This window comes from Aminobacter sp. Y103A, from assembly GCF_030294925.1.
Taxonomy (GTDB): domain Bacteria; phylum Pseudomonadota; class Alphaproteobacteria; order Rhizobiales; family Rhizobiaceae; genus Aminobacter; species Aminobacter ciceronei.
Map to the genome: position 1 here is coordinate 3,042,420 of NZ_AP017986.1, position 22,771 is coordinate 3,065,190.

Genomic DNA, 22,771 nt, shown 5'->3' on the forward strand with positions numbered 1-22,771 from the left:
GACGGCAACTGTGCCGCCCACCGAAACCGTGAGCTTACTTGAGCTCGATCTTGGCGCCAGCTGCTTCCAGCTGAGCCTTGAGCTTCTCGGCGTCGGCCTTCGAAACGCCTTCCTTGACGGGCTTCGGAGCGCCTTCGACGAGGTCCTTGGCTTCCTTGAGGCCCAGGCCGGTGATGGCGCGGACTTCCTTGATGACTTCGATCTTCTTGTCGCCGGCAGCTGCCAGGATGACATCGAACTCGGTCTTCTCTTCGACCGGTGCAGCAGCAGCGCCGCCGCCAGCAGCAGCAACAGCCACGGGAGCTGCAGCCGAAACGCCCCACTTCTCTTCGAGGAGCTTCGACAGCTCAGCCGCCTCGAGGACGGTCAGGGCCGACAGGTCGTCAACGATCTTTGCGAGATCAGCCATTTTTCTATTCCTTCAATCAGTTCGAACGTGAGTTGATGATAGCGAGGAACGGCCTCATGCCGCCTCGTCCTTCCGGGCATAAGCGCCAATGACGCGCGCGACCGAAGCCGCCGGCGCATTGACGATCTGGGCGATCCGGGTAGCCGGGGTGGCGATCATGCCAACCAGCTTTGCACGCAGCTCGTCGAGCGACGGGAGCGAGGCGAGAGCCTTCACACCATCGGCGTTGAGCAAGGTCGTGCCCATCGAACCACCAAGGATGACAAGCTTGTCATTGGTCTTGGCGAATTCGGACGCGACCTTCGGCGCTGCAATCGGATCTTCCGAATAAGCAACCAGCGTCTGTCCCTTGAACAGATCGATGATGTTTTCGGATTCCGTGCCCTGAAGAGCGATTTTGGCGAGACGGTTCTTCGCGACTTTGACGGTGCCGCCGGCCTGACGCATCTTCACGCGAAGATCGTTCATTTGCGCGACGGTGATACCGGCATAGTGGGCCACGACCACTGAACCTGCGTTCGAGAACGCGTCATTCAGGCCCGTGACGAGTTCGCGTTTTTCCGCTCTGTCCACTGCCTATCTCCAGTTGACCGCCTCCCATTTGCGGGGTGAGCGGTCGGGTTGCCTTTTGCCGGGCGGCCAATCCAGAAATTCCAGATCACCCGAACGGCGCTCGAGGATCCTGCCCCCTTTCGCCACACCTGACGGGCTTGCGGCCCGGCGCGATGCGCAGACAAAAGGCAAACACGGTTCGAACCTTTCATTGGAGCAGAGGCTCCGTTGTCTGGTCTTCACCCGTCTCATGCAGGCCCATTCGAATTAAGGACCAAGGGTCGCCTGGACCGCCTGCAATCTCGGACAGGATTTTCGAAAGCTGTTGCCAGCTTCCGAAAATCCGGGCCCGGAGGCCCGGAATACTATTCAGGATCCAGCCGTTGCCGGCTGACCCCGCTTCAAATCATCAGGACGCTGCGAGCGTGCCGAGGTCGACCTTGAGGCCTGGGCCCATCGTCGAGGTGACGGAGACCTTCTTGACGTAGACGCCCTTGGCGCCTGCCGGCTTGGCCTTGTTGACCGCGTCAGCGAAAGCGCGGACGTTTTCTTCCAGCGCCTTGACGTCGAACGAGACCTTGCCGACGCCAGCGTGGATGATGCCGGCCTTCTCGACGCGGAACTCGACGGCGCCGCCCTTCGAAGCCTTGACGGCTGCTGCGACGTCGGTGGTGACGGTGCCGACCTTCGGGTTGGGCATCATGCCGCGCGGGCCGAGCACCTTACCGAGACGGCCGACCAGCGGCATCATGTCGGGGGTGGCAATGCAGCGGTCGAAGTCGATCTGGCCCTTCTGGACGATATCGACGAGATCTTCCGCACCAACGACGTCGGCGCCGGCGGCGCGGGCTTCGTCAGCCTTGGCATCACGTGCGAACACGGCGACGCGGACGGTACGGCCCGTGCCGTTCGGCAGGTTGACCACGCCGCGGACCATCTGGTCAGCGTGGCGCGGGTCGACGCCGAGGTTCATGGCGACTTCGATGGTCTCGTCGAACTTGACCGACGAGCGAGCCTTCAAAAGCTCGATGGCTTCACCAAGGCCATAAGCCTTGTTCACATCGATGCCTTCGCGGGACTTGGAAACGCGCTTTGCAATCTTAGCCATGATCTCAGCCCACCACTTCCAGGCCCATGGAACGAGCCGAGCCTTCAACCATCTTGATGGCGGCTTCGATGTCGTTCGCGTTCAGATCCTTCATCTTGGTCTCGGCGATCTCACGCACCTTGGCGCTGCTGATCTCACCAGCCTTGACCTTGCCCGGCTCCTTCGAGCCCGACTTCAGGTTGGCAGCCTTCTTCAGGAAGTAGGACACCGGCGGCGTCTTCATGACGAAGGTGAACGACTTGTCCTGGTAATAGGTGATCACGACCGGGATCGGCGATCCCTTCTCGAGCTCCTGGGTCTGCGCGTTGAACGCCTTGCAGAACTCCATGATGTTGATGCCACGCTGACCAAGCGCCGGACCGATCGGGGGCGACGGCGTCGCCGAACCCGCGGAAACCTGGAGCTTGAGCTGGCCCGCTATTTTCTTAGCCATCTCTTTCCTGCTTTCGTCTTATGCCGGATGACCCGGCGGTTGCAGTTCGGTGGTGCGAAAAAGACAACCGGCTAAGCCGCCTCATCTCCCACCATGCTTGCGCCAGGCCTGCGCCCGACACTGCCTTCCACCGAAACCGGTGACAGGCGCTTCGATCAGCCCTTTTCGACCTGACCGAATTCGAGATCGACAGGCACGGCGCGCCCGAAGATCGAAACTTCCACCTTGAGGCGCGCGCGCTCCTCGTCCACTTCCTGGACGAAACCGTTGAACGACGCGAACGGACCGTCGGAAACGCGAACCGCTTCGCCGATCTCGAAGGTGACCGACGGCTTCGGGCGCTCGACACCCTCCTGAACCTGGTTCAGGATGCGCTGGGCCTCGGATTCCGTGATCGGCACGGGCTTCGAATCGCCAAGGAAACCAGTGACCTTCGGCGTGTTCTTAACGAGCGAGAACACGGCATCGGTCAGATGGGCCTTCAAAAGCACATAGCCCGGGAAGAACTTGCGCTCGGCATCAACCTTGCGGCCGCGGCGAACCTCAACAACCTTCTCGGTCGGAACGACGATCTGCTCGATCTGCTCGCTCAGGCCCTTCTGCTTGGCCTTGTGCTCGATGTCCTCGGCGACCTTCTTTTCGAAGTTCGAATAGGCGTGGACGATGTACCAGCGCGCAGTCATCTCAGGAATTCTCCGTATTCGCGACCTTAACGGCCCATGCCCAAGATCTGCTCGACGGCGAATGCCATCAGCTGGTCAGCGGCAAAAAAGAAAATCATCGCAATAATTGCAAAGCCGAGAACCATGACCGTGGAGATCATCGTCTCGCGCCGCGATGGCCACGTCACCTTCGCCGTTTCCGACCTTACCTGCTGCAGAAAGGTGAAGGGGTTCGTGGTTTTCGCCATGTGCCGCTCTGCTCTCAACGTCCGTTGACCGGACTTCTGGATGATCCCGTGACCGGGAGATGCCATCACATGGCCGATATCCACGCCGAATCAGCGCAACATTTCGCCCATGCAATTCGGACGCGTAAAGCCGGATCCCCAGCTCCACGCGCCGCGTGTCTGTTTCGCTTACATAAAACCGATTCTCTCTCCACGCAAGTGGCAGGAACAAGCTTTACGTTTGTACGCCGCGTCGGAACCATCCAGTCGTTCCGTTCCGGCTATTGCAGTCCTTATGCCTGAATTAGCGAATTCTGGCAAGACTGGCACGGGCAGCAGGGCTCGAACCTACGACCTGCGGTTTTGGAGACCGCCGCTCTACCAACTGAGCTATGCCCGTGCATCTCGCCGCGCATCATCTGCGCAGCACGGGCTTCCTAGGGATTTCCACCGCATCTGTAAAGAGCGCAATGCGTGATGTCGGAAACATTCACAGGCGGATTTCGTCAGGCTTAACACAAGCGCCCTCTCCCGCCCGATGGCTACCGGCGTTCAGCTGCACGCGGCTTTCGCCAGTTTGCGCTGCCGAATCTGTTTGACGGCCAGGAACGCTGCCCAAGCACAGATGGTGATCTCGAGCGCGAAGGTCCAGTGCAAGACAAAGCTCAGCACCCAGTGCGAATAGCGCGCCGGAATGGTGACAAGCTCAACGGAGCCGTCGCTGAACGGCATCAGCCACAGCATCGGCGCTGCAATCGAATCGAGCACCATGTGGATCATGGCGGCAAAGAAGAACACCGCGGCCGCGGATGCGAACCGTGGCCTCAGCCACTTGACCAGCGGCAGGACGACACATCCAAGCGCGACCCAGAACAGCGGCCAGTGTGTGATGAAGCTGTGGTGGTGCGTCTGCTGGCCGTCGACCAGGTAGAAGTAGAACATGTCGAGGTCGGGCGCGATGCTGCCCAAAAGCGCGGCGGGCATAACCGCGCGGGTACCAGGCCTGACGTCCCGAGCCAGCGTCCCCAGGACGAAACCGGCCGGCAGATGCGCGATCAACATGCGATTTGTCCCCTGTCCCAAGACAGGTTCCGCGAAATTACGGCGGTTTTTGGGGTCGGGGCATTGCCTGGGCAGGCCCAGGCTTCATCTCACGGTTTGGCTGCTGGCACGTAAGGTCCGCCAGGAACGCCCCAGCCCCAACGAGGCATAGGCTCGTGCAGCGCCGGTGCGGCACCGTCCTGTGAATTCAGCTTGGCCAGCCGCGTGCCCCATTCGAGATAGGCGACGAATGCCGAACGAAACTCGGGATCGCCGGGCAGCTCCACCTCGTCGGCGGCATCGAGCAACAGCGCGATCCACCGCCGGCGCTGCTCCTCGGTCAGGTGGCGATTGAGGTGGTGGCTGATCATCGCGGGATGGCCGCCATGGTTTTCACTATAATCCTTGGGCCCGCCGAACACCTCGCCGATGAACGCAGCGACATGCGCGGGATGGTCGCCGGACATGTGTCGGAACACAGGCTCGAGCACCGGATCCGCGAGGACCTTGTCGTAAAACACCTCCGTCAGCCGGTTGAGCGCCGCAGCTCCGCCGGCCCAATCGAACAATGTCGGTACGTCTTTCTGCATCGTTTTCCTCCACTTGCGTTGGAGGCATATGGGGAGCTGAATCGCCGGCGGGAAGTGAGCAACGAAGAACTCCTGCCATGCCCCTCCTAACGCAGCGCGCGGCAGTTCACAGGCCGAGGTGACATCCGGCAAAGGCCGCTGTCGATCAGAAGTTGCGTAGAACCCGACCTGGTCGTCAGGTATCCCTCCCGGAGGAGAGCCAGCGCTGCGTCATCCAACTTGTCATAACCGGGTGTCGCGTCGGCGACTTTCGGTCCAACCCCCATCTGCACGAGGTAATGGTTCCGTATTGGAGCATCCAGTGCCGGACTGGCACCCCAGCCTGCTAGAATTCCCTCGCCAATCAGTCGGGTCTTTCCTGCCGACAGCACCAAAAGGCAACTCTCGCCACATTCCGCCCCGCCTGATCCCGCTATGCCCAGATATGGCCGACCGTCACCTTGCCAGCCGGTGCAGCCCTTGCCGTTCGGCTTGCAGCCGGCGAAGAACGTGCGCCCAACGGCCACATCAAGACCGTTGGCGCGGACAACGCGCCCCATCAGCATCGCGGCAATCGGATCGCCCTCGCTTGAGGAAATTATCAATGGCAGCTTTATGTCACCTAGTTCCTTGAGCAGAGTTTCCAGCCGCTGCGGCGCAGTTTCGTCGACCTGCCCTTCGGCGGAGATCCATTCCGGGCAGTCAGGTTCACAGGCCCCGACCGAACGCACGACTGCGAGCCACATCCCGGGTCCTTTCGGCACGAGCGGCTTGGGGTAGGAATTGGACGCAAGTTTTTTTCCCGGCGCCAGAACGCAATTCGCAGCAGGAGCCGCGGTCCTGCAGTTCTCGATGCTCACCAGCACGTCGGTAGCATCCAGGCTGGTTATCAGGTTCATGTTGAGCATCTCGACGGGCGCCAGCTGCCGCATCTCGGCGGCGGGAGTGCTTTGCCCGACCTCGTACATCTCCTTCTTGACCCCCATCTCCTTGAGATAGGTCAACATCCTGGCGTTGAACGCCTTTCCCATCTTGGTGGTGGTGTAGCTGCCAACGGTCTTGCGACGGACGACCTTGCGGCTGACGGTCTTCCTCTTGCCTTTCACGACCTTATAGGTCTCGCGATAGGTGATCTTTTGCTGCGTGACATGGGACGTCACCTGATGCACCCCCATATAGGCCCACTGGCCGACATGGCGGCGTACTCCGCCCGCGAACATCACCGAGCAGGCGGAGGCGCAATAGGCGCCAGCCGAGTATAGAGCGCCCTGGTAGATGCCTTTCCTGGCCGGATCGAGCTTGCAACCCTTCTGATCGGGCGCGCATTCGACGAAGCGTGTCAGCCCGACGCCAATGTCGAGCTTGCGGGTACGCAGCATGCGGCCCAGTTCCAAGGCTGCCTCGACCCGACCGCCTGGCGAGGTCACGATGACCGGCAGCTTTTTGTCGCCGAGTTTCTTGAGAAACTTCTTGAAGGCGGCTGGTGTCGCTGGAGTGATCGCGCCCTCGGCCGAGATCCATTCCGGACAAAAGGGCTCGCATCCCGGAGCAGAGCTGCGCACGACGACAAAGCGCATGGGCGGTCCGTCATTTTCCGGCGGCTTGCTCTTGGCTGCTTCAGCCGACCAGGGGAGAAAAAGGGCAGTTGCGGCGGCAAAGAAAAGCGGCAGGAGAATTCCCCGCCAAACCGCGCGCACTCCTGTCCCCATGACAAATCCCCACCTTCCTTCTTGCCGAGATACTAATGCGGGATCGGTGACGCGCAATGTGCCGCGCAAACAAAAAAGGGCGGCCCGAAGGCCGCCCTTGATGCATTCGACGAAAGGACGTCGATTATTCTTTGATCGAAGCGACGATGCCGGCGCCGACGGTGCGGCCACCTTCACGGATAGCGAAGCGGAGCTTCTCTTCCATGGCGATCGGCACGATGAGCTCGACGTCGACGGTGATGTTGTCGCCGGGCATGACCATCTCGGTGCCTTCCGGCAGCGACACGATGCCGGTCACGTCCGTCGTGCGGAAGTAGAACTGCGGACGGTAGTTGGTGAAGAACGGCGTGTGACGGCCACCCTCTTCCTTGGTCAGGATGTAGGCTTCAGCCACGAACTTCTTGTGCGGCTTCACCGAACCCGGCTTGCACAGCACCTGGCCGCGCTCGACGTCTTCACGGCCAACGCCGCGGATCAGCGCGCCGATGTTGTCGCCAGCCTGGCCCTGATCGAGCAGCTTGCGGAACATTTCAACGCCGGTAACCGTCGTCTTCGAGGTTGCCTTGATGCCGACGATCTCGACTTCTTCGCCAACCTTGACGATGCCGCGCTCGACGCGACCGGTGACGACAGTGCCACGGCCCGAGATCGAGAACACGTCTTCGATCGGCATCAGGAACGGACGGTCGATCGGACGCTCCGGCGTCGGGATGTAGGCGTCGACGGCTTCCATCAGCGCGCGGATCGCGTCTTCACCGATCTTCTTGTCCGAATCGTTGAGCGCAGCAACAGCCGAACCCTTGATCATCGCAATGTCGACCCTGCGGCATCGGGCCGTCAGCAGCCGACACGACCAGGATCGCGCCGTCCATCTGGGCAGCACCGGTGATCATGTTCTTGACGTAGTCGGCGTGGCCGGGGCAGTCGACGTGGGCGTAGTGACGGGCCGGCGTCTCATACTCGACGTGCGCCGTCGAGATCGTGATGCCGCGGGCCTTCTCTTCCGGCGCTGCGTCGATCTGGTCGTAGGCCTTGAACTCGCCGAAATACTTCGTGATCGCAGCAGTCAGCGACGTCTTGCCGTGGTCAACGTGACCAATCGTGCCGATGTTCACGTGAGGCTTGTTACGCTCGAATTTACCTTTTGCCATTGTCTCTTTCCTTGAGCATCGGGACCTTGGTTCCGGTCGGATGCGGGGCGATTACCGATAAAGGCCGAAAAAGACAAGCGCCTTTTGGCCAAACGACCACGTCGAGGCCAAAAGCAGTGCTGCTCTTTCAGTGCTGGACGCACATATGGGGACAAGCGGATGCAAATAAAAGGCTTCTTGCTTCGGCGAAAAGCCTGGAGCGGGTAGCGGGAATCGAACCCGCGTATTCAGCTTGGAAGGCTGCTGCTCTACCATTGAGCTATACCCGCGCCCCTGAGCGTCACGCGCCTGTTCAGGAGCGAAGCACGCCCTGGTATTCCTTGCCGCGCATTGCATCCAAAAGATGGAACCATCCTTTGAGGCAACGTTTTATGGCGTCCGGGCCGGCAGTGGTGGAGGAGGTTGGATTCGAACCAACGTAGACTGAGTCAACGGATTTACAGTCCGTCCCCTTTAACCACTCGGGCACTCCTCCAACTGCTTTGCCGGAGCCATGCTACGAGGCATTTGCGATCCCGGTTCGTGGCGAAGCGCCCTGCCCCGAAATCTGGGTGGGCTTATGGCGACAAGGTTTTGGCCTGTCAACCGGACATGGTGCGTTTTCATGCGGATTATTCAAAGTGCCGACTAACGGGCCGTATCCAAAGCCAGGCGTGGCGGCTATAGCAGGCGCATGAACGATACGAAAAAGCCCGGAACACCCAAAGACAGCCACTATGCCAAGCTGCGTCGCACCTTCCGCGACCAGAAAAGCGGCGGGGCACCCGCCTTCAGGCCCAAGCGTCCGCTGCCTCCGGGCGAGAACGCTCCTGACGGCCTGGTGCGGCTTTATGGCCTGCACACGGTGCGCGCGGCACTCGACAATCCACGCCGCAAGATCAGCCGCATGCTGGTGACACGCAATGCCGCCGAGCGGCTGGAGATTGCCGACATCGGCGCCCTGCCCTTTGCCACGGAACTGGTCGAGCCGAAGGACATCGACAAGATCACCGGCACCGACGCAGTGCATCAGGGCGTGCTGATCGAGGCCGAGCCGCTAAAGGCCAAGGCGCTGTCGGCACTGGGCGATTCGCCGCTGATTCTGGTGCTCGACCAGGTGACCGACCCCCATAATGTCGGGGCGATCATTCGTTCTGCAGTAGCATTCGGCGCCGGCGCGCTCATCACAACGCAGCGCCACAGTCCACATGAAAGCGGCGTACTGGCCAAATCGGCCTCCGGCGCGCTCGAGCACATCGACATGATAGAGGTGCGCAATCTCGCCGACGCGCTCGGCGTGCTGCACGAGGCCGGCTTCCAGACGATCGGGCTTGATTCGGAAGGCCCTGCGGAACTCGAAAAGGCGTTTGCCGGCGACAAGGTCGCTTTGGTGCTCGGCGCCGAGGGCAAGGGCCTGCGCCAAAAGACGCGCGAAACCGTGACGGCACTTGCCCGCCTCGACATGCCGGGCGCCATCCACTCGCTCAACGTGTCGAACGCAGCGGCTGTGTCGCTGTATGCGGCTCGACGCTTCCTGGCTGGCAACGGCTAGCGCTGCGGATGCCACGCAAGTTCGCGACCAAAGAGGATTGGCTGGTCGCCTGTGCAAACACAGTGGAACTGCTTGGGTCGATGTCACCAAGCGAATTCTACAACAAGGAGACAATGGAGTATCATTCTACGGCCAGATCGGCCGTTGTGAGCTTGGCCAATGGGCTCGCGGACGCCGGCGATTTTGGTGCGTTCCTTCAGCGTGAGGACCAGACGACACGCCGGCTCCCTTCTACCCCCGAGGCATTGAGGGGGATGGCGCTGTCAGATATGCACTTTCGGCTCATATGTACCTTCGCTGACGAACGATGGATGCCGGGTTTTCTGGCAAGGGCATTCAATGATGGCGTGCTGATTCCGGCCCTTGAACAGCTATCTGCCAACATCGACCACTTCACACTCCAAGAGTGACGGCTCCGGCCCTCCCCGGCCCCTTGACCTTCCACCTGGAGGAAGCCGTAATTTCCATGGCGCAACGGAGTTTCGCCATGGCCAGCCGCCCCCCAATTGGCGCCTTCCTGTCAGCTTTTTTTCGCGCTTGGAACCGCCTTACACGCGACGGGGACAGGGCTTGGGCGTCACCGATCTGGCCGGCAAGACGCATATTCATGGCCTCGCCTTCGACCGCGCCGATTCGTCGAGCGTGCTGGTTGCCACTCATCACGGCCTGATGAAGGCGGCGCTCGACGGCGCGGTGACGCCGGTGTCGGACAGCCGAGACGACTTCATGGGCTTTACACCGCACCCGACCGACGCAACGATCCTGTTTGCCAGCGGGCATCCGAGGGGCGGCGGCAATCTCGGCTTCATCAGGTCGGGCGATGCGGGAAAGAGCTGGCAGCAGATCGCACCCGGCGTCGACGGCCCCGTCGATTTTCACCAACTGGCGGTCAGCCCCTCGAACCCTGACGTGCTATACGGTTCATATGGCGCGATCCAGGCCAGCCGCGACGGCGGCAAGAGCGGGGCGATCGCCGGCGACGCGCCGGCCAAGCTGATCGACCTGGCGGTCTCGTCTGAAAATCCCGATGCCGTCTACGCCGCAACAGAAGACGGGTTGATGGTGAGCCGTGATGGCGCCAAGAGCTGGCAACAGCTCGCCCTGGCCGGCCAGCCGGTCACGACAGTGGAGTTGGCCTCCGACGGCGCGATCTACGCCTACGTGCCGGGGCGTGGGCTGTTGCGCGCCACCGAGGCGGCGCCGGACTTCAAGGCAGTGGGCGAAGGCCCCGACCCTGCCGGATGCATCTTGCACCTGGACGCGCAGGCACCCAACCGCATGGTCGCCGTCACCGGCACCAGCGCCATCGTCGGTTTCAAGCGATGCCGGCGCGACATGGTCGGTTCTAGCCGCCAAGTGACGTTGTCCCTACGAAACGCGGAACGGGCTCCAACGTCGCCGCTGGAGCCCGGTCCTCGACAGTGCCGGGACGATCACGGCGTGGGAACGTTGCGCCGTGGCTTCCCCTCCTATGCCGCCTTGCCTTTGGCGTCGGCCGCTTCCGAGCCGACTTCGAAATTGGCCATGCGCTCGAGCGCACGCACCAGCGCCGAATGGTCTTCCTTCGCGCCACCGTTGGCGGCGCAGGAATTGAACAGCTCCTGCGTCATCGAGGTGTTGGGCAAGGATACGCCGAGCGCCTTGGCGCCCTGAAGCGCCAGATTGAGGTCCTTCTGATGCAGTTCGATGCGGAAGCCCGGCGCAAAGGTGCGCTTGACCATGCGATCACCGTGAACCTCGAGGATGCGCGAGGCAGCCAGTCCGCCCATCAACGCCTGTCGAACCTTTGCCGGGTCGGCGCCCGCCTTGGAAGCGAAGACCAGCGCCTCGGCGACGGCCTCGATGGTGAGAGCCACCACGATCTGGTTGGCAACCTTGGTGGTCTGGCCGACGCCGTTGGGCCCGACGAGCGTGATGTTTTTGCCCATCTTCTCGAACACCGGACGGGCGCGCTCAAACGGCTTCTCCTCGCCGCCGACCATGATCGTCAGCGATGCCGCCTTGGCGCCGACCTCGCCGCCTGACACCGGTGCGTCGAGATAGTCGCAGCCAAGCGCGTTGATCTTTTTGGCGAATTCCTTGGTCTCGATCGGCGAGATCGAGCTCATGTCGATCACCAGCTTGCCCTTGGACAGGCCTGACGCAACACTGTTTTCACCGAACAGCACTTCAGCAACCTGCGGTGTATCGGGCACCATCAGGATAATGATGTCGGCAGCCTTGGCCAGTGCCTGGTGCCCGCTGACCGCCTTCAACCCTTTGCCAACCAGCTCGGTCGGCAGCGCGCCACGATGATCGCTGGCGATGACTTCATAACCGGCGTCGAGCAGGTGACCTGCCATCGGCGCGCCCATGATGCCCAGGCCGACAAATCCGATTTTTTCCATTTTCGTATTCCTTTTATTCCAGTGGCCGCGCGCTCAGGCAGCGGCGCTGCCCTTGTCGGCAAATCCAGCAAACCAGCCCAGGCCTTCGACCGTTCCGGCCTTGGGCTTGTATTCGGCGCCGACCCAGCCGGTGTAACCGATGCGGTCGAGATGCTCGTAGAGGAACGGGTAGTTTATCTCGCCCGTGCCCGGCTCATGACGTCCGGGATTGTCCGCCAGCTGCACATGCGCAATGCGGGTCAGATTGGCCTCGATGGTGCGGGCGAGATCACCCTCCATGATCTGCATGTGGTAGATGTCGTATTGCAAGAAGAGATTGTCCGAGCCGACCCTGTCGATGATGCCGAGCGCCTGTTTGGTGGTGTTCAGGAAGAAGCCGGGGATGTCCCTGGTGTTGATCGGTTCGATCAGCAGGCGGATGCCCGCCGTCTTCAGCTTTTCTGCCGCGAAGGCGAGATTTTCGACGAAGACATTTTCCAGCACGTCGCGGGCGTTGCCGGCAGGCGCGATGCCGGCCAGGCAGTTCACCTGCTCGCAGCCGAGCGCATGCGCATAGCTGATCGCCTTGGCGACGCCCTGGCGGAACTCGTGGATTCGGTCTGGCAGCACGGCGATGCCGCGCTCGCCTGCCGCCCAGTCGCCAGGCGGCAGATTGAACAGAGCCTGCGTCAGGCCGTTCTTCTTGAGGCGCGCGGCAACGACGTCGGGCGCATGATCGTAAGGCGCGATGTATTCGACGGCCTTGAAGCCGGCGCGCGCGGCGGCGTCGAAGCGATCGAGAAAGTCATGCTCGCCAAAGAGCATCGACAAATTGGCTGAAAACTTGGGCATTGTTGTTTCCTCGAAAAATCAGTCGAGCAGCATGATTGCGGTCGGCGCGTCTTCGTTGCTCTCGGCAAGCTCTTCGAACTCGACGACATTGTCGATCTCGACGCCCATGGAGATGTTGGTGACGCGTTCGAGGATGAACTCGAGAACGACCGGCACCTGGTGCTCCTTCATGAGCTGCTTGGCCTGCTTGAAGGCTGCGGCGAACTCTTCCGGCTTGCGCACGCGGACCGCCTTGCAGCCCATGGCCTCGGCAACCGCGACGTGATCGACACCATACCCCGCCTCTGGATCGTCCGCGCGGTTGATGTTCTCGAAGGCAAGGCTGACCTCGAAGTCCATCTGGAAGCCGCGCTGCGCCTGGCGGATCAGGCCGAGATAGGCGTTGTTCACGACGACATGGATATAAGGCAGCTTGTGCTGGGCGCCGACGGCCAGTTCCTCGATCATGAACTGGAAATCGTAGTCGCCCGACAAGGCGACGATGTCGCGGTCCGGATCGGCGGCACGGACGCCGAGCGCTGCCGGCAGGGTCCAGCCGAGCGGGCCGGCCTGGCCACAATTGATCCAGTTGCGCGGCTTGTAGACGTGCAGGAACTGCGCGCCGGCGATCTGCGACAGACCAATGGTGGTGACATAGGTTGTGTCGCGGCCGAATGCCCTGTTCATCTCCTCATAGACGCGCTGCGGCTTGAGCGGGACCTGGTCGAAATGGGTCTTGCGCTTCATCGTCTTCTTGCGCTGCTGGCATTCCTTGGCCCAGCCCGACCAGTCACGCAGCTTGCCTGCCGTCTTCCACTCGGTGGCGACGTCGAGAAGGATCTTCAAGGCAGCACCGGCATCCGAGGTCACGCCGAGATCGGGCGCAAAGACACGGCCGATCTGTGTCGGCTCGATGTCGATGTGAATGAACTTGCGGCCTGCGGTGTACTTGTCGACCGAACCGGTGTGACGGTTGGCCCAGCGGTTGCCGACGCCGAGAACGAAGTCCGAGGCCAGCATTGTCGCGTTGCCATAGCGGTGCGACGTCTGCAGGCCGCACATGCCGGCCATCAGGCGATGATCGTCGGGGATCGAGCCCCAGCCCATCAGGGTGGGAACGACCGGAACCCCGGTGATTTCGGCGAATTCGATGAGCAGGTCCGAGGCATCGGCATTGATGACACCGCCGCCGGCAACGATCAGCGGCTTCTCCGCCTGGTTGAGCATCGACAGCGCCTTCTCGGCCTGGGCCCGCGTCATCGCCGGCTTGTGGATGGCGAGCGGCTCATAGGCGTCGATGTCGAACTCGATCTCGGCGAGCTGGACGTCGACCGGCAGGTCGACCAGAACCGGGCCCGGGCGACCCGAACGCATGAGATAGAAGGCCTTCTGCAGCGCCATCGGAACCAGGTACGGCTCCATGACGGTGACTGCCCACTTGGTCACCGGGGCGGCGATCGCGGCGATGTCGACGGCCTGGAAGTCTTCCTTGTTCAGCCGCGCACGCGGCGCCTGGCCGGTAATGCAGAGGATCGGGATCGAGTCGGCGGATGCCGAATACAGGCCGGTGATCATGTCGGTGCCGGCCGGACCCGACGTACCGATGCACAGGCCGATGTTGCCGGCTTTGGCGCGGGTATAGCCTTCGGCCATGTGCGAGGCGCCCTCGACGTGGCGGGCCAGGACGTGCCGGACGGTACCGCGCGCCTTCAGCGCTGAATAGAACGGGTTGATGGCCGCACCCGGCACACCGAAGGCACACGAGATGCCTTCCTTCTCAAGAACGAGGACCGCTGCATCGACAGCGCGCATCCTGGCCATGGTCTTACCTCCAACTGAAAACTGATGTTGGCTGATCGTGTCATCGACGACCGCATTTTGCAATTTTTTCAAAATATTTTTTCATTCATTGAAGTCAGCGCTTACCATGTGATTTTGCTTCGATTTTCATTTTTCGTTGCATCGCTCGCCAATATGGATGAAAAAGTTTTTTAAAAGCAACTGGAGTGACGCAATGGCAACGATGGAAAAACGACAGCGCGGACGGCCCCGCGCATTCCAACCGGCATCGGACGCAGGATCAGTGCAGTCGCTCGACCGGGCGTTGCGCATCCTCGCCATCGTCGCACACGGTGACGGCCTGTCGCTGAGCGAGATTTCGGCTGCGTCCGACCTTGCCGCCGCGACCGCCTATCGCATGCTGACCACCTTGCAGAACCATGGCATGGTCGAATTCGACAGCGACGGCCAGTTGTGGTCGATCGGGGTCGAGACCTATCGTATGGGGGCAGCCTTCCTGCGCCGGCGCAAGCTCGTAGACCGCGCACGCGCGGTGATGCAGGAGCTCATGGAAAAAACCGGGGAAACCGCCAATCTCGGCGTCGCCGAAGACGATTGCGTGGTCTTCGTCAGCCAGGTCGAGACACATCAGGCGATCCGCGCCTTCTTCCGGCCGGGCACGCGCAGCCCCTTCCATGCCTCGGGCATCGGCAAGGCAGTGCTTGCCCATCTCGACCGCGAGCGGGTCAATGCCATCGTGCGCAAGGCCGGGCTCGACGCCTATACGGAAAGGACACTGTCTGAACCGGCGCTGCTTGCCCGCGATCTCGAGAAGATCCGCAGCCGCGGCTGGTCTGTCGACGACGAAGAACGTTATCCCGGCATGCGCTGCATCGCTGCCGCGGTGTTCAACGAATTCGGCGAACCCATTGGCGGCGTTTCGGTTTCCGGGCCGACGGTGCGCGTGACCTCGGAACGTCTCGGCGAAATCGGCCCGATCGTCCGCGACGCCGCAGCAGAACTGACCAGGATGATCGGCGGCTCGCCCGAAGGCACGGTGCCGGGTCTCTGAAAGCGCCTGGTGGGAGAAGGGTTGCCCCTCTCCCACAATGCAATCTGGTTCCGACTACAGGCGGCAGTAGCGCAGGCGGCCGTCATAGCCGACATAGGTGTCGGTGCGCGGATCGTAGCTGCGGTAGCGCGCGAAGCAGCGTTGGACGTGGCTGTCGTAAGGGTCGACCGGGTAATAGGCGTCGTAATAGGGTCCAGGCGCCGGGCGGTGGCCGCCGGCAATGATCGCCCCGGCGATGAAACCGCCGGCGCCGGCAAGGGCTGCAGCCTCGGCGCGGGTCAGGCCACCGGCAGACGACTGCTGGACGGTGCCGATGAGGCCGGTTGCGACGACGGTGGCTGCGATAAGGCCCGAAACCATCTTGCTCTTGAAAGACATGGTGCTCTCCTTCGGTTGATCTGGGAGGCGTTTCTCCGCCTCATGCCAGTCAGTCGTGGCCAGCACCCAAAAGGTTCACGACCCCCGAGAATCTTTTTTGCGGATAGGTCAAAACGCCGATCCGCGTCAGCCATCGCCTTAACTTGACAGCGGCGTGACAACGGCTGAAGTCACCTCATTCGCAATGACCAGCGCTGGAACGATCATGAGCCTGCAATCCGTGAAAGCCTTCTTCGCCGAAAACGCCCCTGACATCGACGTCATCGAGACACAGACAAGCTCGGCAACCGTGGCGCTGGCGGCCGAGGCGCACGGCGTCGAGCCCGCCCAGATTGCCAAGACCATCTGCATGCGCGTCGGCGAGCGGGTGGTCCTTGTCGTCGCGCGCGGCGATGCACGCATCGACAACCGCAAATGCCGCGACGCCTTTGGCGCCAAGCCGCGCATGCTGGACGTCGAGCAGGTGGCGGAATTGACCGGACATCCCGTCGGAGGCGTCTGCCCGTTCGGCCTGGCAACACCGCTCAAGATCTATTGCGACGTATCGCTGCGTGCCTATGACGAAGTCGTGCCGGCGGCCGGCGCCACCAACGCCGCAGTGCGAATCGGCGTCGAGCGCATGGCAACGCTCGTCAGCGCCGAATGGTGCGACATCTGCCAGGACGCCGTCGCCAAGACGGATGCGGAAGCTGCTGAGTAAGAAGAACTGGTGCCCCCGGCAGGAATCGAACCCGCGACCTTCGGTTTACAAAACCGCTGCTCTACCAGCTGAGCTACAAGGGCAATTCGCCCCGGTTAGCATATTTTGCGGTCCAGTAAAGACAATTTCGGGCGAGCCGCGCGGCATCCCCAGATGCGCACAGGCCCCGCGCCCTAAAACTGAAGCCTCGCGCCCACTATATCCAGATCGCAGGCAGCATGAACGCCGGCGCTGGAGGTGATGGATGATCAGGTTCGTGATTATTGCCGTGGTGGTGATTGTCGCGTGGCTGCTTTTGCTCAAGCTTTTCCGCCAGATGAAAGAGGCGCGGGTCGACTGGACCGGAATCGCCACGATCATCGGCTTTATCGTGCTCGCCATCTACCTGCACTATGTCACCGGCATCGGCTGACCCTGGCCCCCCGCAAGACGGCCTCAGACAACCGGCACCACCGGACTGGCAAACACCACACGATTGCGCCCCTGTTCCTTGGCCTCATAGAGGCAGCGGTCGGCAAGGCGCATGAGCTGCGATGTTGGTTGCTGCCCAGCGGATACGACCGCACCGATGCTGACCGTCAGGCGATGCGGGCGGCCTTCCACCGGATAGAATGCAAGCCGCTCGACCTCGACGCGGATCCGCTCGGCGACAGCGGCCGCCTCATCCGGACCTGTGGTTGGCAGGAAGGCGCAGAACTCCTCACCGCCGACACGCCCGACCAGGTCGTTTTCGCGGATCGCCGAACGTAGCGCCTTCGAGATCAGCTTGAGCGCCTCGTCGCCGACGAGGTGGCCAAAGGTGTCGTTGATGCTCTTGAAATTGTCGGCGTCGATCAGAAGCAGCGCGCCGGAATCGCATTTGCGTCTGGCTTGTTTCGATTTCTCGAAAAATGCCTCGCGATTCAGCAGCCCGGTCATGTGGTCGTGCGTTGCTTTTGCCTTCAACTGCATGTGGGCTTGCGACAGTTCGGCAAGCGCACGGCTGAGTTTCTCGTTCTGCCAGAAGATCAGGAATGCCGCAGGAAACGCCGTCAGCACCGGCAGGATCGAATTCATAGCAAAGACGAACGCCGTGAAGGACTGGCCGGCTGAATGACGGATCGAAAACGAAACGACCTGGGTCACGAGGATGACGGCGATGGTGACCAGGCTGGCCTTGAACGTGATCTTCCACACGACGATCCCCTTCCATGTCCGGGTCCGAATGCAGAGCTGGATAGCGAGCGAAGCTTAACGCTTTGCGATCCGGCCATGGATGTATCTCGCTGACGGAATGCGTAAGTGGTGTGAGCCCCGTGGAAATGTACGCCTGCCTCCGGCACAGTCTTTGTCGAGGCGGATACTTGACCTTCCCGAGGCCGAAGGCGGAATGTAGGCCCGAACGACATCGAATCCCCGTCCATGGAGTAGCAAATGCTAAAGCAAGTCTTGGTCGCCTCTGCCCTGGCGGCGATCACCGTTTCCGTAGCTCAGGCACAGACATGCGAAAAGAACTTCAAGGTCAGCGGCATTCCGCTGGTTACGGCGGTTTCCTTCAAAAGCTCGCAGTCGTTTCCCAAGGTCAAACAGGCGCAGGCCCTGAAGCGCCTCGCCCAGGCAATCGCCGCCGAGGGCTTCTCCGGCATCACGGTCAACAAGGAACTCGGGGCGATCGACGCCTATCAAGACACTTCGGGCAGCGGCCGGCTGCAGACATTGCGTGTTGTGGCTCGAAGCCAGGGCGGCGGCACCCTGGTCAACGCCGTGTTCGACATCCAGCCGGGCCAGGTGACCACCAACGACGTTGTCCGCACCGGCATGTGCTCGATCATCCGCTCGGCCGGCGGTTGAGCAGCCAGCGCCAGGCTGGCGCAGGCCGGCTAGCTCCCTTTGCTTTGGCAAATCAGCGTGCTACCCCGTTGCCGGCGGCCGGCATCGGCGTTCGGACCGCCGCCAGGGAGCACATGGACGCCAAGTCGCTGACATTTTCGTTTGCATCGTCAGGCACCGCGGAGGCGGATGCCGCGGCCAAGCGGCTCGCCCAGCGCTATGGCCAGATACCTCATGACCGGGCAGATATTGTCGTCGCATTGGGCGGCGACGGGTTTCTGCTCCAGACACTGCGCGAGACGATGAGTACCGGCAAGCGTGTCTACGGCATGAACCGCGGCACGGTCGGCTTCCTGATGAACGAGTACCGCGAAGGCGCCCTGCCCGAGCGCCTTGCGGCTGCGGTGCCCGAAACCATCCGGCCGCTGGAAATGATGACCGTCGACGACACCGGCACGTCAAGGGAAGCGCTGGCGATCAACGAGGTTTCGCTGCTGCGCCAATCCTACCAGGCAGCCCGGCTGCGCATTTCGGTCGACGGCAAGGTCAGGCTGGACGAGTTGATTTGCGACGGCGTCATGGTGGCGACGCCGGCAGGGTCCACTGCCTACAATCTGTCGGCCCACGGCCCTATCCTGCCGCTCGATGCACCGCTGCTGGCCCTGACCCCGGTCAGCCCGTTCCGACCCAGGCGCTGGCGCGGTGCGTTGCTGCCCAAGACGGCGGTTGTTCGCTTCGACATTCTGGAAGAGCAAAAGCGGCCGGTGAACGCAGTTGCCGACCATACCGAGGTCAAGTCTGTGGTTTCAGTGGAAGTTCGGGAATCCGCTGTGCACACCGCGACGCTGCTGTTCGACCCGGGCCATTCCTGGAGCGAACGCATCCTGGCCGAGCAATTCAAATACTGACCATTGGGCCACAGCTGGAAGTATTCAGCTGCAATCGCCACGTGTGTGCCAGTTTGAGTTGACAAATCGCGCACTTACGCCTATCGCGTTGCGGCATATTGCAGGCGGTTTGCGCCTGTCGTGGCCAGCGTGCCGCGCCCTTGAACGAGCAAAGACAGCCAACACACTTGTCCGAAGACACTCAGACCGCTCCAGAAGCGTTGACCTTCGCAGACCTCGGCCTTTCGCCGAAGGTCCTTTCCGCAGTCACCGACGCGGGCTACACTCAGCCCACGCCGATCCAGGCAGGCGCGATTCCGCACGCGCTGCAGGGCAAGGACGTTCTCGGCATCGCCCAGACAGGCACCGGCAAGACGGCTTCGTTCGTGCTGCCGATGCTGACGCGCCTCGAAAAGGGCCGCGCCCGTGCGCGCATGCCACGCACTCTGATCCTTGAGCCGACGCGTGAACTCGCGGCGCAGGTCGAGGAGAACTTCGTCAAGTACGGCAAGAACCACCGGCTGAACATCGCGCTGCTGATCGGCGGCGTGTCGTTCGACGAGCAGGAAAAGAAGCTCGAGCGCGGCGCCGACGTCCTGATCGCCACGCCCGGCCGCATGCTCGACCATTTCGAGCGCGGCAAGCTGCTGCTGACCGGCGTCGAGATTCTCGTCATCGACGAGGCCGACCGCATGCTCGACATGGGCTTCATCCCCGACATCGAGCGCATCTGCAAGCTGATCCCGTTCACGCGCCAGACGCTGTTCTTCTCGGCGACGATGCCGCCTGAAATCACCAAGCTCACCGAGCAGTTCCTGCATGCGCCGGTGCGTGTCGAGGTTGCCAAGGCGGCCTCTACCGCCGTCAACATCACCCAGCGCCTTGCCAAATCCGGCCCCAAGCCCTGGGACAAGCGCGAGACCCTGCGCCGCCTGATCAAGGCGGAAGGCGACGAGATCAAGAACGCGATCATCTTCTGCAACCGCAAGGTCGATGTCTCGGAATTGTTCCGCTCGCTGGTCAAGCACGACTTCGATGCCGGCGCGCTGCATGGCGACATGGACCAGCGAGCGCGCATGACCATGCTGTCCAATTTCCGCGACGGCAAACTGCGCCTTCTCGTAGCGTCGGACGTTGCCGCGCGCGGCCTCGACATCCCTGATGTCAGCCACGTCTTCAATTACGACGTGCCGATCCATGCAGAGGACTACGTCCACCGGATCGGCCGTACCGGTCGCGCCGGACGCTCGGGCAAGTCGTTCACCATCGCGACGCGTTCCGACACCAAATATGTCGACGCCATCGAAAAACTGATCGGCAACAAGATCGAATGGCACGACGGTGACCTGTCGACTGTCGTTGCCAGCGAAGGCGACGACGAGGCTCCGCGCCGCGGCCGTGGCGCGCCACGTCGCGCCGGCGGCAAGGACAAGCCAGGCCGCGAGCGCGACCGCAGGCCGCGTGACGAGGCACCGGTTGTCGAGGCTGCCGCCATCGTGGCAGCCGAAGCGCCTGCAGACAACGTCGTTGCCGACATCAACGAGCGCCGTGAACGCAAGGAAGCGATCAGGAACGGCAATGCCGATCGCAAACACCGCGAGCACGAGGACCGGCCGCGACGCGACGATCATCGTGGCAATCGCCGCCATCAGCGCGAGGAAGAAGACGACCGCACTGTCGGCTTCGGCGACGACATGCCAGCCTTCATGCTCATCGCGACAAACATCTGAGCGACATGACGCTCCAGAAAATGGCCCCAACGGGGCCATTTTCTTTTGCTGCTACACCCATCCTGATGTCGTTCAGTCGAGACGGCTTCGTCAGCGCGCCATGTTTTTCGCACCGGCGCTCAATGAAAAACGGCCCCGCAAGGGGCCGTCTCCTTCATGAGTTTTCCGGTCTGCAGCTCAGGTGAGCGGCGACAACTGAATCTCGACGCGGCGGTTTTGCGCGCGGCCTTCCGAAGTCGCGTTGGACGCAATTGGGCGAGTCGCACCAAAACCGGTAACGGCAAAGCGCCTGGAATCGACGCCCTGGGCACCAAGGTAGTTGGCGACCGACAACGCGCGACGCTGTGACAGGTCGAAATTGTGCTGGTCGCCGCCGGTCGAATCGGTGTGACCGAACACGTCGACGGTGGTCTGGTTGAACTTCTTGAGCACCAGCGCCACCGAGTTCAGCGTGTTGTAGAAGCCGGCCTTCACCGCGTCCTGGTCGGTGGCAAAGGTGATGTTCGACGGCATGTTCAGGATGATCTGGTCGCCGGCGCGGGTGACGCTGACGCCGCTGCCCTGCAGCTGGGCACGCAGCTCGGACTCCTGCCGGTCCATATAGCCGCCGGCGAGACCACCGGCGAGAGCGCCGACACCAGCGCCGATCAGCGCGTTGCGGCGGTCATTGCCGCCGGCGAGCAGACCAAGGCCGGCGCCGGCGAGTGCGCCGATACCAGCGCCTGCAGCGGCGTTCGAAACCTTCTGCTGACCGGTATAAGGATCGGTCGTGCACGCACCGACGAGCATGCTGCCAGCCAGCGCGAAAATCACTGTCTTCTTCATCAGGATATGTCCCTCTCCGTACCGCGAAACGCATCGGGCGTTCCGCGCAAAGCCCTTCACCGGCCTTGTAGCATGAAATACGGCGAAAAACGGAACGGAAGCAGTGACAAATGGGCAAACTCCGGCCTGCCCGCACGACAATCTAGTCGGCTACCAGAGGTTCTTGCCGTCGACCATCACGACTTCGATCTTGTCGAGGTCGAAGTCATCGAAGAGGCGTGCATTGACGCTGACCTTGGGGTTGTCGAAATCAGCTTCGCCGGTCGACCAGTCGGGTGTCTCGGTGAAGGTGCCGCAACCGCAGACGGCGCAGAAGCCATGCTTCACCACATTCTCTCCGCGCGCGTAGAAAGCAACGTTTTCCGGCGGACTGACGAGCTTGAACTGGGCGGGCGTGTAATAGGCCCAGAGTGCGCCGCGCTTGGAGCAGAACGTGCAGGTGCAGAAGGTCACCGTCTCTGGCACCTCCGTTACCTCAAACATGGTCGCCTTGCAGTGACAGCTGCCTTTGATCACCATCCTGGTCTTCCTCGCATGTCGTTTTGGGTCGCTTTCCTGCGACGGCGCACCATAGCGAGACGCTGCTGACACGCTGGTGTCAGCAGAACGGCTGTCAGGATTGTCAGTAGGACTTCGGCGGCACGAACAGGCAGAGGGTCTTGCTGTCATCGGCACCCGCGACGGAGCACCAATGATATCGGCCATCAGGCGATTCGTGGATCCGTGCATCCTGGTAGGTCACCACCTCGCCAGTGCCCTCGATGACATAGCCTTGTGGCCGCTCGCTTATCGCCTGCTTCGGCACCTCACGGCAGTCGTAGCCGGAACAGCAAGCGAAGGGATAAGTCCAGCCTTTCGGCGCGTCGTGGGATAGAGCGAGCGGCGTGCTGAGCGAAATCAGCGCGAGCGTGGACAGTGCAAGGATGTATCGGCGCAGGCGGAGGTTTTCTGGACGCATGGCGTCATCCCCTGAGATTACCTCCCAAGCGAATCCTGCTCCCG

General features: G+C 62.0%; 25 protein-coding genes, 4 tRNA genes and 1 pseudogene. 8 read left to right on the forward strand and 22 right to left on the reverse strand.

All coding sequences use genetic code 11. The features are described 5' to 3' along the window. Nucleotides 1–34: 34 nt before the first annotated feature. The 13 genes and pseudogenes from rplL to Amn_RS14930 form a co-directional block, all read right to left on the reverse strand. Nucleotides 35–409 (reverse strand): 50S ribosomal protein L7/L12, encoded by a 375-nt coding sequence (rplL, locus tag Amn_RS14870; RefSeq protein ID WP_067961869.1) that lies wholly within the window; start codon nucleotides 407–409, stop codon nucleotides 35–37. Nucleotides 410–463: 54 nt separating this feature from the next. Continuing rightward, on the reverse strand, nucleotides 464–982 hold the full coding sequence (rplJ, locus tag Amn_RS14875) for a 50S ribosomal protein L10 (protein ID WP_067961867.1): 519 nt from the start codon (nucleotides 980–982) through the stop codon (nucleotides 464–466). A 388-nt stretch (nucleotides 983–1,370) separates the two neighbouring features. Beyond that, nucleotides 1,371–2,069 carry a 50S ribosomal protein L1 gene (gene rplA, locus Amn_RS14880; protein WP_067961865.1) on the reverse strand — a complete coding sequence of 233 codons (699 nt, stop codon included), beginning with the start codon at nucleotides 2,067–2,069 and terminating at the stop codon, nucleotides 1,371–1,373. Between the two features lie 4 nt (nucleotides 2,070–2,073). Next, complete coding sequence (gene rplK, locus Amn_RS14885) at nucleotides 2,074–2,502, reverse strand: 50S ribosomal protein L11 (RefSeq protein WP_067961864.1); 429 nt, start codon at nucleotides 2,500–2,502, stop codon at nucleotides 2,074–2,076. Nucleotides 2,503–2,657: 155 nt separating this feature from the next. Continuing rightward, entirely contained in the window at nucleotides 2,658–3,185 is a 528-nt protein-coding gene (gene nusG / locus Amn_RS14890; protein ID WP_067961861.1) for a transcription termination/antitermination protein NusG, read from the reverse strand. Between the two features lie 26 nt (nucleotides 3,186–3,211). Beyond that, the gene (gene secE / locus Amn_RS14895; protein WP_067966516.1) at nucleotides 3,212–3,412 is read right to left on the reverse strand and encodes a preprotein translocase subunit SecE; all 201 of its coding nucleotides are present in this window, start codon (nucleotides 3,410–3,412) and stop codon (nucleotides 3,212–3,214) included. Nucleotides 3,413–3,715: 303 nt separating this feature from the next. Then, nucleotides 3,716–3,791 (reverse strand) — tRNA-Trp (locus Amn_RS14900). A gap of 152 nt (nucleotides 3,792–3,943) precedes the next feature. Next, on the reverse strand, nucleotides 3,944–4,453 hold the full coding sequence (locus Amn_RS14905) for a metal-dependent hydrolase (RefSeq protein WP_286290031.1): 510 nt from the start codon (nucleotides 4,451–4,453) through the stop codon (nucleotides 3,944–3,946). 89 nt (nucleotides 4,454–4,542) lie between these two features. Continuing rightward, on the reverse strand, nucleotides 4,543–5,022 hold the full coding sequence (locus Amn_RS14910) for a group II truncated hemoglobin (protein ID WP_286290033.1): 480 nt from the start codon (nucleotides 5,020–5,022) through the stop codon (nucleotides 4,543–4,545). Nucleotides 5,023–5,108: 86 nt separating this feature from the next. Continuing rightward, entirely contained in the window at nucleotides 5,109–6,710 is a 1,602-nt protein-coding gene (locus Amn_RS14915; RefSeq protein ID WP_286290036.1) for a hypothetical protein, read from the reverse strand. A gap of 124 nt (nucleotides 6,711–6,834) precedes the next feature. Then, nucleotides 6,835–7,861, reverse strand: a pseudogene (locus tag Amn_RS14920) (elongation factor Tu). A gap of 195 nt (nucleotides 7,862–8,056) precedes the next feature. Continuing rightward, nucleotides 8,057–8,130 (reverse strand) — tRNA-Gly (locus Amn_RS14925). Between the two features lie 121 nt (nucleotides 8,131–8,251). Next, nucleotides 8,252–8,336: transfer RNA gene (locus tag Amn_RS14930), tRNA-Tyr, on the reverse strand. Nucleotides 8,337–8,534: 198 nt separating this feature from the next. On the opposite strand from Amn_RS14930, the gene rlmB reads away from it, so the two are divergent. Together rlmB and Amn_RS14940 are read left to right on the forward strand one after the other, a co-directional pair. Next, complete coding sequence (gene rlmB / locus Amn_RS14935; protein ID WP_286290038.1) at nucleotides 8,535–9,392, forward strand: 23S rRNA (guanosine(2251)-2'-O)-methyltransferase RlmB; 858 nt, start codon at nucleotides 8,535–8,537, stop codon at nucleotides 9,390–9,392. Between the two features lie 8 nt (nucleotides 9,393–9,400). Beyond that, nucleotides 9,401–9,802, forward strand: a complete 402-nt coding sequence (locus tag Amn_RS14940; RefSeq protein ID WP_286290040.1) for a hypothetical protein — start codon at nucleotides 9,401–9,403, stop codon at nucleotides 9,800–9,802. Nucleotides 9,803–10,861: 1,059 nt separating this feature from the next. On the opposite strand, the gene Amn_RS14945 is transcribed toward Amn_RS14940, so the two are convergent. From Amn_RS14945 to gcl, 3 genes are read right to left on the reverse strand one after another with little or no spacing between them, the layout of a single operon-like run. Then, nucleotides 10,862–11,779, reverse strand: a complete 918-nt coding sequence (locus tag Amn_RS14945; RefSeq protein ID WP_286290043.1) for a 2-hydroxy-3-oxopropionate reductase — start codon at nucleotides 11,777–11,779, stop codon at nucleotides 10,862–10,864. A 33-nt stretch (nucleotides 11,780–11,812) separates the two neighbouring features. Beyond that, complete coding sequence (otnI, locus tag Amn_RS14950; protein WP_067961844.1) at nucleotides 11,813–12,610, reverse strand: 2-oxo-tetronate isomerase; 798 nt, start codon at nucleotides 12,608–12,610, stop codon at nucleotides 11,813–11,815. 18 nt (nucleotides 12,611–12,628) lie between these two features. Beyond that, on the reverse strand, nucleotides 12,629–14,410 hold the full coding sequence (gene gcl, locus Amn_RS14955) for a glyoxylate carboligase (protein WP_067961842.1): 1,782 nt from the start codon (nucleotides 14,408–14,410) through the stop codon (nucleotides 12,629–12,631). A gap of 193 nt (nucleotides 14,411–14,603) precedes the next feature. On the opposite strand from gcl, the gene bhcR reads away from it, so the two are divergent. Further along, nucleotides 14,604–15,440: an HTH-type transcriptional regulator BhcR gene (gene bhcR / locus Amn_RS14960; RefSeq protein WP_067961840.1), complete on the forward strand. Its 837-nt coding sequence runs from the start codon at nucleotides 14,604–14,606 to the stop codon at nucleotides 15,438–15,440. A gap of 54 nt (nucleotides 15,441–15,494) precedes the next feature. On the opposite strand, the gene Amn_RS14965 is transcribed toward bhcR, so the two are convergent. Beyond that, a complete protein-coding gene (locus tag Amn_RS14965) occupies nucleotides 15,495–15,818 on the reverse strand; it encodes a BA14K family protein (RefSeq protein WP_286290050.1) in 324 nt (107 codons plus the stop codon). Nucleotides 15,819–16,023: 205 nt separating this feature from the next. On the opposite strand from Amn_RS14965, the gene Amn_RS14970 reads away from it, so the two are divergent. Continuing rightward, a complete protein-coding gene (locus Amn_RS14970) occupies nucleotides 16,024–16,518 on the forward strand; it encodes a YbaK/EbsC family protein (RefSeq protein ID WP_067961836.1) in 495 nt (164 codons plus the stop codon). Nucleotides 16,519–16,525: 7 nt separating this feature from the next. Here Amn_RS14970 and Amn_RS14975 read toward each other — a convergent pair. After that, a tRNA-Thr gene (locus tag Amn_RS14975) sits at nucleotides 16,526–16,601 on the reverse strand. Nucleotides 16,602–16,762: 161 nt separating this feature from the next. Between Amn_RS14975 and Amn_RS14980 the strand changes: the two genes are divergently transcribed. Further along, a complete protein-coding gene (locus tag Amn_RS14980; protein WP_165915959.1) occupies nucleotides 16,763–16,930 on the forward strand; it encodes a hypothetical protein in 168 nt (55 codons plus the stop codon). 23 nt (nucleotides 16,931–16,953) lie between these two features. Here the strand turns inward: Amn_RS14980 and Amn_RS14985 are convergent, their stop codons facing one another. After that, nucleotides 16,954–17,694 carry a GGDEF domain-containing protein gene (locus Amn_RS14985; protein WP_067961835.1) on the reverse strand — a complete coding sequence of 247 codons (741 nt, stop codon included), beginning with the start codon at nucleotides 17,692–17,694 and terminating at the stop codon, nucleotides 16,954–16,956. 237 nt (nucleotides 17,695–17,931) lie between these two features. On the opposite strand from Amn_RS14985, the gene Amn_RS14990 reads away from it, so the two are divergent. From Amn_RS14990 to Amn_RS15000, 3 genes are all read left to right on the forward strand, one after another. Continuing rightward, the gene (locus Amn_RS14990) at nucleotides 17,932–18,348 is read left to right on the forward strand and encodes a hypothetical protein (RefSeq protein ID WP_067961833.1); all 417 of its coding nucleotides are present in this window, start codon (nucleotides 17,932–17,934) and stop codon (nucleotides 18,346–18,348) included. A 113-nt stretch (nucleotides 18,349–18,461) separates the two neighbouring features. Then, nucleotides 18,462–19,235 carry an NAD kinase gene (locus Amn_RS14995; protein WP_067966513.1) on the forward strand — a complete coding sequence of 258 codons (774 nt, stop codon included), beginning with the start codon at nucleotides 18,462–18,464 and terminating at the stop codon, nucleotides 19,233–19,235. 167 nt (nucleotides 19,236–19,402) lie between these two features. Next, nucleotides 19,403–20,944: a DEAD/DEAH box helicase gene (locus Amn_RS15000; protein ID WP_067961831.1), complete on the forward strand. Its 1,542-nt coding sequence runs from the start codon at nucleotides 19,403–19,405 to the stop codon at nucleotides 20,942–20,944. Nucleotides 20,945–21,121: 177 nt separating this feature from the next. On the opposite strand, the gene Amn_RS15005 is transcribed toward Amn_RS15000, so the two are convergent. The 3 genes from Amn_RS15005 to Amn_RS15015 form a co-directional block, all read right to left on the reverse strand. After that, nucleotides 21,122–21,769 (reverse strand): YiaD family glycine zipper/OmpA-like lipoprotein, encoded by a 648-nt coding sequence (locus Amn_RS15005; RefSeq protein WP_067961829.1) that lies wholly within the window; start codon nucleotides 21,767–21,769, stop codon nucleotides 21,122–21,124. Between the two features lie 150 nt (nucleotides 21,770–21,919). Next, a complete protein-coding gene (locus Amn_RS15010) occupies nucleotides 21,920–22,288 on the reverse strand; it encodes a GFA family protein (protein WP_067961826.1) in 369 nt (122 codons plus the stop codon). Between the two features lie 103 nt (nucleotides 22,289–22,391). Then, nucleotides 22,392–22,727 carry a cupin domain-containing protein gene (locus tag Amn_RS15015; protein ID WP_286290064.1) on the reverse strand — a complete coding sequence of 112 codons (336 nt, stop codon included), beginning with the start codon at nucleotides 22,725–22,727 and terminating at the stop codon, nucleotides 22,392–22,394. Nucleotides 22,728–22,771: the final 44 nt, after the last annotated feature.

Excerpts from the sequence above, each read along its gene's own strand:
- rplL (WP_067961869.1), bottom strand. The coding sequence starts at position 409 with ATGGCTGATCTCGCAAAGATCGTTGACGACCTGTCGGCCCTGACCGTC.
- rplA (WP_067961865.1), bottom strand. The coding sequence starts at position 2,069 with ATGGCTAAGATTGCAAAGCGCGTTTCCAAGTCCCGCGAAGGCATCGAT.
- rplK (WP_067961864.1), bottom strand. The coding sequence starts at position 2,502 with ATGGCTAAGAAAATAGCGGGCCAGCTCAAGCTCCAGGTTTCCGCGGGT.
- nusG (WP_067961861.1), bottom strand. The coding sequence starts at position 3,185 with ATGACTGCGCGCTGGTACATCGTCCACGCCTATTCGAACTTCGAAAAG.
- secE (WP_067966516.1), bottom strand. The coding sequence starts at position 3,412 with ATGGCGAAAACCACGAACCCCTTCACCTTTCTGCAGCAGGTAAGGTCG.
- Amn_RS14905 (WP_286290031.1), bottom strand. The coding sequence starts at position 4,453 with ATGTTGATCGCGCATCTGCCGGCCGGTTTCGTCCTGGGGACGCTGGCT.
- Amn_RS14910 (WP_286290033.1), bottom strand. The coding sequence starts at position 5,022 with ATGCAGAAAGACGTACCGACATTGTTCGATTGGGCCGGCGGAGCTGCG.
- Amn_RS14915 (WP_286290036.1), bottom strand. The coding sequence starts at position 6,710 with ATGGGGACAGGAGTGCGCGCGGTTTGGCGGGGAATTCTCCTGCCGCTT.
- rlmB (WP_286290038.1), top strand. The coding sequence starts at position 8,535 with ATGAACGATACGAAAAAGCCCGGAACACCCAAAGACAGCCACTATGCC.
- Amn_RS14940 (WP_286290040.1), top strand. The coding sequence starts at position 9,401 with ATGCCACGCAAGTTCGCGACCAAAGAGGATTGGCTGGTCGCCTGTGCA.
- Amn_RS14945 (WP_286290043.1), bottom strand. The coding sequence starts at position 11,779 with ATGGAAAAAATCGGATTTGTCGGCCTGGGCATCATGGGCGCGCCGATG.
- otnI (WP_067961844.1), bottom strand. The coding sequence starts at position 12,610 with ATGCCCAAGTTTTCAGCCAATTTGTCGATGCTCTTTGGCGAGCATGAC.
- gcl (WP_067961842.1), bottom strand. The coding sequence starts at position 14,410 with ATGGCCAGGATGCGCGCTGTCGATGCAGCGGTCCTCGTTCTTGAGAAG.
- bhcR (WP_067961840.1), top strand. The coding sequence starts at position 14,604 with ATGGCAACGATGGAAAAACGACAGCGCGGACGGCCCCGCGCATTCCAA.
- Amn_RS14965 (WP_286290050.1), bottom strand. The coding sequence starts at position 15,818 with ATGTCTTTCAAGAGCAAGATGGTTTCGGGCCTTATCGCAGCCACCGTC.
- Amn_RS14970 (WP_067961836.1), top strand. The coding sequence starts at position 16,024 with ATGAGCCTGCAATCCGTGAAAGCCTTCTTCGCCGAAAACGCCCCTGAC.
- Amn_RS14980 (WP_165915959.1), top strand. The coding sequence starts at position 16,763 with ATGATCAGGTTCGTGATTATTGCCGTGGTGGTGATTGTCGCGTGGCTG.
- Amn_RS14990 (WP_067961833.1), top strand. The coding sequence starts at position 17,932 with ATGCTAAAGCAAGTCTTGGTCGCCTCTGCCCTGGCGGCGATCACCGTT.
- Amn_RS14995 (WP_067966513.1), top strand. The coding sequence starts at position 18,462 with ATGGACGCCAAGTCGCTGACATTTTCGTTTGCATCGTCAGGCACCGCG.
- Amn_RS15005 (WP_067961829.1), bottom strand. The coding sequence starts at position 21,769 with ATGAAGAAGACAGTGATTTTCGCGCTGGCTGGCAGCATGCTCGTCGGT.
- Amn_RS15010 (WP_067961826.1), bottom strand. The coding sequence starts at position 22,288 with ATGGTGATCAAAGGCAGCTGTCACTGCAAGGCGACCATGTTTGAGGTA.
- Amn_RS15015 (WP_286290064.1), bottom strand. The coding sequence starts at position 22,727 with ATGCGTCCAGAAAACCTCCGCCTGCGCCGATACATCCTTGCACTGTCC.